The sequence below is a fragment of the Tolypothrix bouteillei VB521301 genome (genome assembly GCF_000760695.4).
In the GTDB taxonomy this organism is placed as follows: domain Bacteria; phylum Cyanobacteriota; class Cyanobacteriia; order Cyanobacteriales; family Nostocaceae; genus Scytonema; species Scytonema bouteillei_A.
On sequence record NZ_JHEG04000001.1, the window covers coordinates 3950060 to 3964185 of the forward strand.

The window sequence follows — 14126 nt, forward strand, 5'->3', positions numbered from 1 at the left end:
ATAAACAGTAACATAAAAATAGCGTTATGACAAATTTTGATAGCAGGGCAAGACGTACTTACAGCCAGGAAGATGTTCAGAAAATACTCAATTTAGCGATCGCTCGTCAAGCGGATGACAAAGAGAAAGAATTTTCCTACGAACAACTGCAAGAAATTGCGTCTGAGTTAGAAATTTCTCCTGATTCTTTGCAACAAGCTGAACGCGACTGGTTAGATGCACAAGGGGAAATGCAACAAAGACAAGCCTTTAACCTCCACCGTCAAGGAAAATTTAAAAAGCGTTTTGGCAATTATGCAATTCTTAATATTTTTTTCATATCCTTGGATCTGATAAGTGTTCCAGGGCTTTCTTGGTCTTTGTATATTTTACTGGGCTGCGGGCTAGCTGTGGGACTGGACGCTTGGAATACCTTTCTAGCTCAAGGTGAAGAATACGAAAAAGCTTTCCAACGGTGGCGTCGCAACCACCAAGTGAAAAAATTCTTTAATTCAGTTGTTAATAGGTGGTTGAGGGCGGTTAGTAGCTGATACACTGTTTTATAAAGCTGCTTTAACATACTCCGATTGAGATTTTGCTTCTACCTAGAGTAGAAAAAGCAGCATTGCATTTCATTATTGGATGGATTGGATTGCTAAAGTTCAAACAGTTCAAATCCCCAATCCCCAATCGATATTACCAACTCGCTACAGCTTCCTTAACGGCGTCTTGTGCTTTTGCCAAAGAAGCTTGACGAGCATCTTCACCCGCCCCAAGGTTTTGCACGTTGATGAATGTAATGTCTGTAATTCCAAGAAATCCGAAAATTGCTCTTAAGAAAGGTTCTTGATAGTCGTATGGTGCAGCAGGGCTTCCAGGTGAAAAGTCGCCACCTCTGGCTGTTACAATCAGCATCTTTTTGCCTTCAACTAACCCTTTAAAACCACCATTAGCATCAACAGCAAAGGTACGACCAGCACGCACGATCTGGTCAATATAGGCTTTGAAGATAGAGGGAATATTAAAGTTATACATTGGCACGCCAAACACATAACGGTCAGCAGCCAAAAACTCATCTACCAAGAGATCGGATACTTCAATGGCTTTCACAAGTTCGGGTGTGCGAGCATCTGGCGGAGTAAAAGCTGACGCAATCCATGCTTCGTCTACATGAGGTACGGGATTGTGACCTAAATCCCGGTAAGTTACTGTATCCCCTGGATAGGTGTTTTTCCAAGCTGAGACAAACTCAGTCGCAAACTTGCGCGAAAAGGAACGTTCTCCACGAGGACTTGAGTCAATATGTAAGATATGCGCCATAGTGAAGTATAAAGTATGAAAGATAGGAGTTTTTCCGTATTAACTTTAAGCTATGTAAAGTTACTATGGAAAGTAGGCACTTAAAAGTAAGCTACTTACCAAAAAGAAACTGCGAGGTATAGATGGAAGCTAAAGCGGAAAACCACAGCAGGTTAACTTGTGAAGTGGAAACCACTCTTAGAGTCATTGGTGGACGCTGGAAAGTTTTGATTATTCGAGAATTGATGCTAGGTGTCAAACGCTTTGGCGAATTACAACGGGCTTTAGATGGAATTACTCAAAAAATGCTAACTCAGCAACTTCGGGAGATGGAAGAGGATGGAATTATCTCTCGCAAAGTTTATCCGCAAATTCCTCCCAAAGTAGAATATTCTTTAACTCCTCTGGGTGAAAGTCTGCAACCAATTCTTTATGCGATGCATGAATGGGGTGTCAAACATCTTTCTCAAGTCAACTTGACTCGCGAAGCGTAAGCTGAAAGAGCGCTTATCGCCACTAGCTCCGCCCTAAAGATTCATCAGCTATTGTTTTGCAAATACTCAATCGCCGCCTCTATTTTTGAAGGATAACCTTCAGAAAATCGTTCAAACCAAAGACCTTCAGGTGAATATGGATCTAGTTTATCCAGCCAATCCTGAGCTTGCTTTTTTAAAGTTTCTATCTTTTTAGCTTCGATTTCTAAAAGCTGAATTTGCTCTTGTTGTATCTGTTCCTGTCGTTCCCATTCCAAAGCTAAGTCTTTTTGCTCAAACTCAGCCTTAACTTGTTCTAGAAGATTATCAATAGGATTTGTCGCTTTTGATAGCGGTATAGCGATCGCGTTTGTAGGAACTTGCTGGCTTTGTTCTGGTTTGGGCTGTTCGTAATTCGCTATCGCGTTTGTAGGAACTTGCTGGCTTTGTTCTGGTTTGGGCTGTTCGTAATTCGCTTTTAGTTCAGCTAGTAATTTATCAATAGAATCCATATATTTAGCAACCAGTAATTGGCTATAAATGCAGGTAAATCTCCCCGCTTTCTTTAAGAATTTGGGGAGCTAACCAAGCTTAATCATTTATAGCATTCAGCAGGACTTCAGATAGACTCATATCTTCCATATCATCCATAGTAATGGTGTCGCAAATGTCAAACTTTGCACCCGCTCCTTGCAGTTCATCATCTAGAACTTTCAAAAACCGGGTTGCTTGAGCATCTTTACCCACTTGAATAAAAGAAATGGCTAATTCTTCATCCCGATCCATACGGCGAGAAGCTTCAATAATGACCTTCATAACCGCTTTGCGATCGTCCGGTTCGCCATCTGTAACGACTAAAATTGTCTCTCCATTTTCCTTTGTTTGATTGGCGCTCTTGCGTTGGAAATAATTATCAAGAGCATGTTGCAGTACGCCTGCTAAGTCCGTACTTCCTGCGGGATCGTTCTCTTGAAAAATTTGTGTCACCTTACTAGCAGTGACATTTTCATAACGCTTGAACTTTCCAGAAAAGAGATAAACAGTAATACCGTCAGGGTCAAACTGTTCGCATTTAGTTGCTAAAGCAAAGGTCGATTCTTCTGCTGTAGCCCATCGACTTTTTCCCCCTTTTTGGTCTGGGGTTGCCATACTGCCACTTTTATCGATTATCAAGGTATAATCTCGGTTTTGTAACATTTCGTAATTTGCCATAAAATTTTCTATTTATCTATCTATTTTAGAGACAAGTCAGTGGGTGCAAATAATCGTGACTCCTTTTTCTAGAAGATGTATGCGCTAAAGTGGTACTACAAGCCAAATAAGAGAGATTTTACTTTTCGTTACATACTAGAAAATTTTTCCGCTAGCACGGTTCCCAGTATCAGACTCGTAGCAGTACCACTGAGAAGTCAAAGTGTTATTCCCATCATCATTGAATTCTCCTGCTTTCACGGGGGAGACTGTACAGCAGTTGAGATATTCCTAAAAAGACAGCGTATGCACAACCCTGCATCTCTCCTATTTGTTTTAATAATTATTATCATTACATATGCTGCGCTCGGAGTGCTATGCTTTACGACCCTACGATTGCAATCTCATTAGCAACAATGCAGCCCATCGACCTGTTTAACAAGCAAAAACAAAACATAGAGGTTATGGCATCAGAAAAGCATAAAATCTCTGAGATTCTTGCTAATAACCTCTTTCTAATCAGTAATTGCATTCATTAAAACATCTGCAAGACTCATATCTTCTAAATCTTCTAGAGTCAAGGTATCGCAGATATCAAACTTCGCACCAACACTTTGCAACTGGTCATCCAAAGCTTTCAAAAACTTAGTTGCTTGGGGATCGGAACCTACTTGAATAATCGAAATTCCTAATTCTTCATCGCGATCCATCTTGCGAGTTGCATCGATGATAACTTCAAAGACTGCTTTGCGATCGTCTGGTTCGCCGTCGGTGACAATCAGAATCGTTTCTCCGTTTGGTTTTGTTTTACCCGCAGCTTTGCGTTGAAAGTAATTTTGAGTGGCATGCAGCAAAACACCCGCTAAATTGGTTGTACCTGCTGGGTCGTTTTCCATAAATATCTGAGCCACTTTAGCGGAAGTGACTTCTTCGTAACGTTTGAATTTTCCAGAAAATACGTAAACGGTAATGCCATCGGGGTCGAATTGCTCGCACTTTCTGGCTAATGCGAGTGTAGATTCTTGCGCTATATCCCATCTGCTTCTACCACCCGCTTGGTCGGGTGTAGACATGCTGCCACTTTTATCTAAGATTAAGGTGTAATCGCGATCGCTCATCATATTTGCCTTTGATTGTTGATTCATGTCTCTAGTGTAGCTAGCGTGCTTTTCCGAACCTAAGTTTGTTGCAGAAATTTTTTATTTCACGCCAAGACGCAAAGCCGCTCGGAAACACTTTGCGACTTTGCGACGAATGCGTGAGTTTTTCTTTGCTCCTTAATCGTATCCACCAAAAGAAAACAGAGTCATATCTCGATCTGTAGAATTCATCAATCCGTGAAGATTACCGGGTTTGAGCATTGTCAGGTATCCGGGACGAAACGTGCGAATTTCAAAACATCGCTCTCTTTGAGGCATTTTACACCAGTCTCCCATCACCATAAAACCTTGACCGCTGACTAAGAAAAAGATTTCTTGGTTATCTCTGTGGCGGTGTAAGCCGATACCGCATCCTGACTTCAGAATATTGAGGTCAACGTAATTGACTGCAAAGAATGGTTCGGAATCACTCCCATGATTTTTGGAATCGAAGGCGTTGAAACTCCACGGATTTAACAAGCGACCCAGTTCGTTAATTCTGTTACCATTGCGATCGATATCGCCCAATTTCTGGGATTTTCTGCCATAGTTAGACAAAAGGTTGCGGTACTCCAAAAAGCCGGGACCGCTGTGAGGGCTAGAACTGATACCAGTTTCTAAGTAATTGTCCCAACCGCGCAGAATCATGTTGAATTCGTAATGGTAGTTAGCCCCGTTTTGAGCATCCCAAGCTCGTTCGTCAAAGTCTGTCCACGCAAGTTCTACATGCAACGGTAAGATGGGGTGCATGGTATTTTTGGGGTCAATGTCCTCAACGTGTCGCCCGTTGAGTTCGCTGCGACGCACGAATGCTGACATATCGCCGTGTACTAAGTCGGTGCGAACTTGGAGTTCGAGACGCTCGATGGCTTTACGTCCTTTGGTATCTAACCGCTCGAACAAGTCACTACCGGGATAACCCCACAATTCGACTTCATAGCGATCGCTGGCTGGGTTATAAGGTACGCCGATTAAGGAAGGGGTGATGACATCTCCGACCTTAATCCAAAGTTTAATCTTTTCACCCAGCTTGCGCTCGCTTGCAACGGAAAGTTTGGAGTCGGGACCACCGCGATAAGACACTCGCAGAAACGGTACGACCGAGTCTCCCACTCTTACCAAACCGCGAACTAAGAAGGTGTCTGTACTGCGAAAATCTCTAATGTTCTGCTTTTGAAAATCTTCTTTGTTATCCTGTTGGGTAGGTTCAACGATGTCGGCTTGATTCCCAGAAGGACCGTATATGCTCAGCCATTCAAAAGGAAATAGATATTGAGCGTGCTCCATTAGGTAGAATTCCCGCTCAACCGCAAGTTGCGCCTGTTCCATCAAGTTCAGCAACTTCTGAAGTGGATTACCCTGATGGTAGTTGGGTGGATTATTGGGGTCAACTTTGACAACAGTATCGGTATTAACGATAAACATAGGAATTAAAGGTAGATTTTATACAGTGTGGTAAAGGAAAGCGACAAACTTCAGTGGTTGAGTGCTGGCGTTGCGAATACCGTGCATTCCACCACTCTTAGTGAAGACGACACTCCCGGATTTTACAGGAAGTTCTTTGAAATCTTTTTTACCCAAACCCATAACGTCACGTTCAACGGTTGGGTATTTATCTGTTGCAGGATCGTCCCCTACACGAAGGTATGCAATTCCTTCACCTTCAGTAATGTAATAAACTTCTTCCGAACCGATGTGTTGGTGAGCACCATGCTCTGCTCCAGGAGGAACGGTGACTTCATGGAAATATACCATGGAACCGCCAAGTTCTCGCTGCACGATCCAGCGCATTTCAATAATATTTTTACTTGCTGGGTCGTCACGATCCATCATAATATTGCGATATCGCACGGGTTCGATGTCTTGAGTTTGCAAGAACCAACCCCGTTGGAAATCAAGAAGATAATTTCGATCGGAAACAGTGTTTTCTGGCGCACTGGGTTCCGGGCTGCGGGGTTCTTGATGCGTGCTCGTGTAGCCGTTGTCCCAAGCAGCATTATTATCGCTGATGGGATAACCCATGGGCAAGTGGCGATCGCTCTCCCGAAAAGCTAACTCGACTTGCTTGATAGCTTTGATATCTTGCAAAGCTCCACTAAACTCCCGGACTCGCGTAATTGGTCGGTTGTAACCCATTTGGTCGAGAACCCGGTAGTCGTGGTTCGTGTTACCGGGTGCTTCAAGAGTTTCCCAAATCTCCACTTGGTAAGCATCAGTCCAATCGCAATAGTGCAGCTTGACTCTGGCTTCAGCAACGTTCTCCAAATTTTCAGGTATCACCTTAATCCAACCAATCAATTCATCTTCAACAAGCCGCTTTTTCTCCCGCGATTGTTCTATCAGGCGACTGCTCTTGTACTCTACTCGCAAGAAGTTGCACAAAAACTGACCATCTAAGTAAACTTCGCCCTTCAAAACAATGATATCTAAATAAGAGCGAACTTCTTGTACGTTATAGCGGTATCGCGAGCACCGAGTCGCATTTAGATATTGGGCGTGGTAAATGCGATCTGGGAAAGAGACAACCTTAAAAACTTCGTTCCAAGGGCTAGTGAAAATCTCGTTAAATTTTGGGTCCATTAGATTAAAGCCTCTTTAGTAATTCATCAGCTACGCGGAAGGAATTTGCTTGGATAGTCAGGGTAGGGTTAGCACTCCCTGATGTTGGCATGAAAGAACCATCAGTCACATAGAGGTTATCAAAATCCCAAGCACGGCAATTTGGGTCTAACACCGAGTCATTGCGATCGCTTCCAAAGCGTGCTCCACCCAGAATATGATTGGCAATACGTGCAATTCCATTAGGTGCTTGATACACTCCGCCATGTCCTTCAATTTGCAACTTCTCACCGTTAAGATCGGCGGAGTGTTCCAACACTTGGCGACAACAGAGTGCTATTTCATTCATTAAGAATCGGTCGTGGGAATGCCATGTCTTTCTAATAAATGCAACAGGAAGACCCCATTTATCTTTAATAGAGGGATGAAGTTCGATGCGGTTGCGCTTTAAAGGGACTTGGTTTGCCATAAAACTGACAGATAATCCTTTCCCCACCGTGTTGTCCAAGAAGTTCGCCAATCGATCGCCAACTAAATCGGTATCTTCAATAAAACCTTTCCAAAGAGTATCGAGGTCCGTACTGCGGTGAGTCCGAGCCAGCGAAACGGGTAACGCTCTGTCTGAAGTATTGTTGTAGATAGCAGCCCCAGCCCAGAGTCCCCGACTTTTGATAAACTCTTCTGTCGCACAGCAGTCGATAGCCCAGTCAGCATCCAGAGCAATTGATTTATCACTGCGCTTTGGTACGATCGCACTTGCACCGCCAAAGCAGTGAGTGAGGAAGTATTTACCAAGGAGATCGTTTTGATGAATGCGACGACCAAACTCTTGAGGGTCGTGTAACGCGGAGATTTGTAACAATCGGACTGATTCAATTGCCGAACATGCGACAATAACTAACTTGCCTTCAACAGAACGCTCTTTCCCACTCGGATCGAAATACACTACTCGATTCACTTTCGCTCCCTGACACTCCAAGCGAGCAACAAAACAATTCGGTCTGATTTCAAAGTTGGGATTGTTGGCGATCGGGCTTAACAGCGATACCCAAGTGTTGGATTTCAGCCCTAAAGGACATCCATAACGGTTGACATAGCTCGTTTTAATTGTCTCCGGATCGCTAGGAACCTTACGTCCGCTCGGTTCGTGATCGCGAGTAATCACTGCCAAAGGAGTGCGGTAGGGTAAGGCTGGTTCTTTATTTCCCGTGGTTTTGCCCAGCCATTCCATACCTATTTTTGCATAACTGCTAATAGGGTTTGGTTCTAGAGGTGGTTGATAGTTATCGCTGCTGAAAGGTTTGAGTTGGTTTTGTCGAGTCCCGTTAATACCTACCAAACGTTCGGCTTTGGCGTAGTATGGTTCCAAATCTTCATAACTAATTGCCCAATCTCTCGCTTCCGTTTGAACATCGCCGTTGGGGTCTTCCTTCAAATCCGCGCGTCCGGCGTTGAAGCTTTGCAAGCGCAAATCTAGAGGGGTAAATCTTAAAGAGACAGCACCATAGAGTTGAGTTCCACCACCAACCACTTGCGCCGTATAACCTTCAATCGTGGCAAGTTGGTTTCCATTGTCTTCATAAATATGGGGTTCATCATTAATATCAGGTTCTACGTGGCTGGAGTAAAATGCTTCACCCTTATTAGCAACATCATGCTTAATGCGTTTTGCCGGTCCATCAGCAAACAGTTCGTCGCGTTTGAAATCACTCAACCCGTCAGGATTTTGATACTGCGGTTTTAACAGCGGACCTTTTTCTAGTATGAGTACAGACTTTCCTGCTTGGACTAATGTGTGGGCGATAGGCGCACCGCCAGCACCACTTCCAATTATGACGACATCAAATTGTGTTTGCATAAAATAATACTTGTTTAACCGTGATAATCGCTATTAATACCAAGGGGTTTTTCAATGGATCTGCGCCAGTCAAAGAGGGTTGTTCCATTTTCATCGCGCAACCTTTCCGCTAGATATGCCCACCCAGCAGCACCAACATTACCGCCATATTTAGGATGAGCAAAAGCACCCGTGTAGGTGTGACGGCGTAACAATCTCAGGAAGTGAAGGGGGCTATTGTATTTGCTTTTGTCCCAACCATTGACGTTGTCCGTTGACATCTCTTTGTACAGTTCAACGTACATTTCGCGAGGCATTTCATTTGGATCTACAAAAGGATTGCGCTGTCGGAGAACGCGATCGATTTGTTCGAGGCAAATTTTGTAGTCAACGAGGTAGTGGTTTTCTTCTCGTGCCAATATATTATCGATGAAATTTGTTGCGCCAACAGATTCATCTAATTTATAGGCATAGGGGACTTGGGTCTCTGCATCTTGACGGTCTAAAGAGTTGTAATAACGGTTGACAAAGTTTTGTCCTTCTTCAGTACGAAATGGCAAAATGTGTTCTACTAACCGTCCCAAAAGGTCATATTCCCAATCATCAAAATTAAGTGGTTGAGTGCAAAAATCGGTGAAAAAGCGAGACCATTCTTTACCGTTGTCGAGAATTGTCCTTTGAGGGTTAATTGGATCGGGAATTGCTTGATTATCGATAATGAATTTGTATGTATGAACTTCACCTTTGGGTACGAGAACTGATACAGCATAATAGCTTGTAGGTTCTCCTAAAAATTTAATATTTTTTAAGGGAATGGGTTCGTAAAGATTTGCAAATGTCCCGATGACAGCAACTTGATTTGGAGATGTTCCTCCCTGTTGTTGGTAAACAAATGTAACTCGGTTTCGGTCATAATATTTCGTGGCATCTATGCCATCGCTGTAGGTGTCAACGATGGGGAAGCGCCATGACTCACTGATACGCGCTCGCACATCGTCATCTTTAAACTGACCGAAGTTATGGCGGGGGTCTGTATTTGTCCGAGCTAAAAACTTAGTGCAATGATTGAGTACGTACTGGTCATCTAGTTCTAAGATTTGAACAGACATGACTTAATAAATTCCTAATTAAATTTTATCTTTGTTTAACATTGTCAAAGAACCATAGTGGAATTTCTGGTACTCTCACAATATATGTTTTGTTTGATGCATAAAACTATAGTACAAAGATTTATGCCTTGCCTGCGTTTTTTACATCATTTATATATGGATGTTAGTAAAGTCAGCTTATGCAGTTGTTTGCATTGAAGGGGTAATTTTAAAATAAATATTAAATTTAGCCTATACATAGCAATGCTATTAGATTTATGAAATATTCCTTGTTGGGTGAGTATGGTCAGCCCTTTTGATGCAAACAAATGAACTACTTAGCAGCAGGCTGAAACCCACTCCGAGATACCGAGGCAAAAATGAGGTCTCTGTACTATTGATGCTCCTCTATTCGATCTGGCTTTGCACAACAGCATAGCGATGCGTAACACCGTTAGCATATCAAAAATAGTCAAGATTGTGCCTCAAGCAGAATATTGTTTTGCAGAATTCCTGTAACCCTTCTTGCATAAGGCTTATTTGAGCATACATTTCGGGGTTGTTTTTAGTACCAATCAATGAATGTATTGAAAGGGTTGGGTGATTATCTTTGTCCACCCCGTAGGTAAATTTAAAGCGAGCAATTTATTTCCCGTACTGACTCTTGCAACAAGGTTTGATGAATTAGCTTCATGAGTGACAATTAAAAAATCAGTAAATTTTGTCAATATTACCAAGGGTAGAAAAATACGCAAACTTAAGTTTATGTATATTTACTAGGTTTTTTACAATCAGTATGAAGATAGTCTTAAACAGATCAAGTAAAACCACGCAATTATTATTTTCAATTAAAATTATATTCTTTCAATATTCAAGAACGGAAATCAATTGGATATATAACTTGAAAGCCTTATGTAGTAATGTTTTTTGAACAAAGTTTACTAGAATTTTAAATCCATCCCAAGTTTTTATTTTTCTGATTAAATAGCTACATTCTTGTAGACAAATTTTTTAAGACGTGAGTAATATAAGTGACATAGAGCAGAAAGCGGATAACGACTCAACCTCTAGTTCCTAAATCTCTTAAAAAACTACAATAAAGGATAGCCAGCAAAGATGAAAAGCACAATTTCAAAACTATTAGGTTCTGCACTGTTAACTACTGGAATCGTTTCTGCACTCGTTACCGCACCTGCTCATGCAGCTACCCTCGCTTGCTCAACCACAGTTGCTAGTAAGGTAACAGGTACTAGTGCTTGTGAATACAGTGACACTGCGGATCAAGATTTTTTGAATACCAATCCAATGACAGTAAACTCTGAAGCGTTCTTTGATTTTACTGATTGGACGTTTGGCGGCAAAATTAATGTAGATAAAGGTTATGCAGGTAAAGGAGAGGGACAATCTGGAACTTGGGATATTTCCAGTGTTTTCCAAAATACTTGGAATGATGTCATGCTCGTCTTCAAAAGCGGTAAAGATACCACACTTACTGGTTATATGGTTCAAGACGGCGTTACATCTGGTAGCTGGGACAGCCCATTTCTTACTAATAAAAATCCTAAAGATGTCTCTCACATCAGTGTTTACTACAGAAGTGGAGCTAAACCCCCTGTAACTCAGGTTCCAGAACCCGCAACCTTAATGGGTTTGGGTTTGGTCGCAGGCGGAATGGTCATTGCTCGCCGTCGCAAATCCAACCAGTCTGCATAAAATTTGGGCAAACAGTCTTTTAGAGGATGTCTGAGAAGCCTCAAATTTTATGCACGATTCCCCCAACATTCCTTTAAAAGGATAGGAAAATATTGAGCTTATGGGATATTGGAGACTTGGCTTAGTTTTCAATAATCCCACACCTCCTTGAGGTGTGGGATTGTCAAATTTAGTAACTCTAGGGTGCGGAATGTGAGTTAAAATATTACTAGTACATGAAGGCAGAAGTCTGCTCGTCAGAGTGCAGAAGGCGCAAAGGTAGAACGTAAGCTTTTAGTTTGTTATTAATGGTTGCCTTATTTATGCCGTGCTGTACTAGTACACTAAGTTTCCAGTGCCGCGCAACTGACGTAAGGAATTGATACAATACGGACAGTCACAACTAAATAATCGAATGGCAGCGTTGCTTTCCTCCTCGGTAAAGTTCAGCATGGCGATATTCTGGTCTGATTTTCCTGTAGTAATAGTTGTTGAGCTTACAGGCGGAGCACCTGGCTTTCTTTCTGAATCTTTAATGCAAACAAGAGTATAGTTACCGTGCGGATGAGTGATGCAGGTACGACCATCGTTAGTATGCATTAATCGCTGTGTCATGCCAGCAGCATGGGCAGGATTGATGATTGCCAGTGTAGACATTAGCGACGTAAAAATTGTAGAACTGGAGAGCAAATTCAGTACAAGTTTTCTGTTCATAGGTTTTCTTGAGAGGGCGTATGACCGCTTAGATTATTCGATTCACTATCTAAAGATCAAGTGAATTTTTTCCTATAATAACTAGTTTGACAATACTCATTACAAGAAAGTTTCTATCTCCACTTATACTTATTAAATCTGAGCCTTAAAAATAAGAAAATTCTTATAAAATTTCTAAAAATAAGAAAATTCTTATTTTAAATTGAAATTAAAATTCAACCAAATTATCATCAATGTTGTCTTGTCAAATATTTTGCTGTATATTCACTTTATAAGTATTAGGATGAGCAAAGTTTGCCCACCCTAAAGACCAATCATTTTCTCACAGGTTTTACAAATTTGGGAACTTTCGATAGCTTAGTGCTGAAACCGCTGTAGGAGAACTTGTGTTCGCTGATAGCCTTGAGTATTTCCTTGCTGTTGAAACAGACTTGCAGCTTGCTGTAAATCAGCAACGGCACTGTGTTTATCTCCTAAAGCATATTGTGCCAATCCCCGGTTACCGTAAGCATCAGCTAGGTTGGGATTGATGTTCAATGCCTGGACTCGGCGATCGCTTGCTGATATTTTCCTTGTCTGAAATTGGCAAGTCCCAAATTGTAATAGCTATCTACAAACGTCGGATCGATTTTGATTGTCCGCTTAAAATCGGCGATCGCTGTTTGGATGTCTCCGAGTTGAGCATAAGCAGTTCCCCGACTGCTATAAGCATCCGCATATTTAGGGTTTAGCTGTAGCGCTCGGTCAAAATCTGTTATGGCTGATTTTAAATCTCCTAAGTAAGCTTACCCCCGGCTGAAGCTCGGGGGCATTCGTCCTTTCGCCCAGAATCGTTGGTTTTCAGTAGCCCTAAGAACTAGCGGTTGGATTCCCGTTCGGGTCTTGCAACACCAATCCTTGAACCTCGAGGCTGGCTTACATCAGAATATCCCCGTATACTGAGGTAGATACACGGAATGTTCTCAACTACATCTATCCTAAACGGCTTCAAGCATAATTTGGAGAGGTTCCCGCTATATCGATTTTTAGTAACTCTGGGGTACGGAATGTGAATTAAAATAGTATTAGGTAACAAGTGAAACCTCATGGCATACAGCGATTTTACCGTTGGTAAAGTTAAGCAGACATTTGGAATTCAGACAATTGAAGGTGTAACATTTTTCCCTGAAATTCCTCCAGTTGCACCAACTTCTACGTTATTGGAGGTATTATCAGAAAATCTTCCACTTGCGGTTGCGCTACCAAGTGAAAAAGCAAAATCTGAACTACTCATTAGCCCAATTTTGGTTGAAGTTAGAAAGTATCTCAAGCGACAAATCAGCTTATTTTCAGGGCAGGAATTTACAGTTAATCCTGAACTTGGACTATCGGGAGTGTGTGATTTTCTAATTAGTCGGTCGCCCGAACAATTAGAAGTTGAGTCTCCGGTTGTTGTGTTGGTAGAAGCGAAAAAAGCAGATATTAACAGTGGTATGGGACAATGTATGGCAGAAATGGTTGCAGTACAACAATTTAATCAGCAAGCAGGAGAAGAATCATTACCTATTTACGGTTGTGTTAGTAACGGATTATTATGGCGATTTCTCAAACTTGAACAAAAACAAATAACAGTGGATTTTAAAGATTATTCCTTAGAGCCTGTATCTGACCTGCTAGGTAAACTGGTTTGGATGTGCGGGAGTTAATAACTTATATTAATAGAAGTAATGACGACCATCTTCATTAGGCAACGCGGCTTCAGTGATGCTGAAGTAGAAAGGAGCGCGTTGGAATTTGTAAACCAACTTGAGTGAAGCTCTGACGGGTAAATCTCCTGCTGATTGCCCTGCAAAAACGCACTATAATCTGCTGCTTTGCAAAGAATCATAGTTTTCTTTGCCTAACTTCTCATATCTATAAAATATGAAAAATTAGGCAGGATAACTGTCAACTTTTAAAAATAAAAATTTTGCTGTTTTTATACCTACAACCCCACTATGTCATTTCCCTTTCCACAGGTATTTCGGTGGCTACCCTATTCTGCCGCTGCAACGACTTGTCTGGCTGTTGCCCCCGACCGCTGGCTTCGCGGTATCAGTGAGCTAAAAACCATAGAAGAATTTCTATGCATACAAAAACTTTTTTCTTGAGGAATCGGTAAGTATTACTACTCAAA

General features: G+C 41.8%; 13 protein-coding genes and 1 pseudogene. 4 read left to right on the forward strand and 10 right to left on the reverse strand.

Annotation, left to right across the window (positions count from 1 at the left end; translation table 11 throughout):
* Positions 1–26 precede the first annotated feature (26 nt).
* The gene (locus HC643_RS15650; protein ID WP_038077484.1) at positions 27–530 is read left to right on the forward strand and encodes a 2TM domain-containing protein; all 504 of its coding nucleotides are present in this window, start codon (positions 27–29) and stop codon (positions 528–530) included.
* Positions 531–675: 145 nt separating this feature from the next.
* Here the strand turns inward: HC643_RS15650 and HC643_RS15655 are convergent, their stop codons facing one another.
* Positions 676–1299 (reverse strand): FMN-dependent NADH-azoreductase, encoded by a 624-nt coding sequence (locus HC643_RS15655; protein WP_038077487.1) that lies wholly within the window; start codon positions 1297–1299, stop codon positions 676–678.
* 122 nt (positions 1300–1421) lie between these two features.
* On the opposite strand from HC643_RS15655, the gene HC643_RS15660 reads away from it, so the two are divergent.
* On the forward strand, positions 1422–1772 hold the full coding sequence (locus HC643_RS15660; protein WP_038077488.1) for a winged helix-turn-helix transcriptional regulator: 351 nt from the start codon (positions 1422–1424) through the stop codon (positions 1770–1772).
* A gap of 44 nt (positions 1773–1816) precedes the next feature.
* Here the strand turns inward: HC643_RS15660 and HC643_RS15665 are convergent, their stop codons facing one another.
* The 7 genes from HC643_RS15665 to HC643_RS15695 form a co-directional block, all read right to left on the reverse strand.
* The gene (locus HC643_RS15665; protein ID WP_038077490.1) at positions 1817–2263 is read right to left on the reverse strand and encodes a salt stress protein, Slr1339 family; all 447 of its coding nucleotides are present in this window, start codon (positions 2261–2263) and stop codon (positions 1817–1819) included.
* 79 nt (positions 2264–2342) lie between these two features.
* Positions 2343–2948, reverse strand: a complete 606-nt coding sequence (locus HC643_RS15670) for a vWA domain-containing protein (RefSeq protein WP_038077531.1) — start codon at positions 2946–2948, stop codon at positions 2343–2345.
* 509 nt (positions 2949–3457) lie between these two features.
* Entirely contained in the window at positions 3458–4063 is a 606-nt protein-coding gene (locus tag HC643_RS15675; RefSeq protein WP_050046001.1) for a vWA domain-containing protein, read from the reverse strand.
* Between the two features lie 156 nt (positions 4064–4219).
* Positions 4220–5506, reverse strand: coding sequence for a cupin domain-containing protein (locus HC643_RS15680; RefSeq protein WP_038081517.1), 1287 nt, complete (start codon positions 5504–5506; stop codon positions 4220–4222).
* A gap of 18 nt (positions 5507–5524) precedes the next feature.
* A complete protein-coding gene (locus HC643_RS15685) occupies positions 5525–6661 on the reverse strand; it encodes a cupin domain-containing protein (RefSeq protein WP_038081519.1) in 1137 nt (378 codons plus the stop codon).
* A gap of 4 nt (positions 6662–6665) precedes the next feature.
* A complete protein-coding gene (locus tag HC643_RS15690) occupies positions 6666–8498 on the reverse strand; it encodes a GMC family oxidoreductase (protein WP_038081521.1) in 1833 nt (610 codons plus the stop codon).
* Between the two features lie 14 nt (positions 8499–8512).
* Entirely contained in the window at positions 8513–9586 is a 1074-nt protein-coding gene (locus tag HC643_RS15695; RefSeq protein ID WP_038081522.1) for a gluconate 2-dehydrogenase subunit 3 family protein, read from the reverse strand.
* Between the two features lie 1095 nt (positions 9587–10681).
* Here HC643_RS15695 and HC643_RS15700 point away from each other — a divergent pair.
* Positions 10682–11278, forward strand: coding sequence for a PEP-CTERM sorting domain-containing protein (locus HC643_RS15700; RefSeq protein ID WP_038081524.1), 597 nt, complete (start codon positions 10682–10684; stop codon positions 11276–11278).
* Between the two features lie 315 nt (positions 11279–11593).
* On the opposite strand, the gene HC643_RS15705 is transcribed toward HC643_RS15700, so the two are convergent.
* The gene (locus HC643_RS15705) at positions 11594–11971 is read right to left on the reverse strand and encodes a hypothetical protein (protein WP_038081525.1); all 378 of its coding nucleotides are present in this window, start codon (positions 11969–11971) and stop codon (positions 11594–11596) included.
* A gap of 357 nt (positions 11972–12328) precedes the next feature.
* A pseudogene (locus HC643_RS15710) lies at positions 12329–12750 on the reverse strand (tetratricopeptide repeat protein); the annotation flags it as partial.
* A gap of 306 nt (positions 12751–13056) precedes the next feature.
* On the opposite strand from HC643_RS15710, the gene HC643_RS15715 reads away from it, so the two are divergent.
* The gene (locus HC643_RS15715; protein WP_038081527.1) at positions 13057–13656 is read left to right on the forward strand and encodes a hypothetical protein; all 600 of its coding nucleotides are present in this window, start codon (positions 13057–13059) and stop codon (positions 13654–13656) included.
* Positions 13657–14126 lie beyond the last annotated feature (470 nt).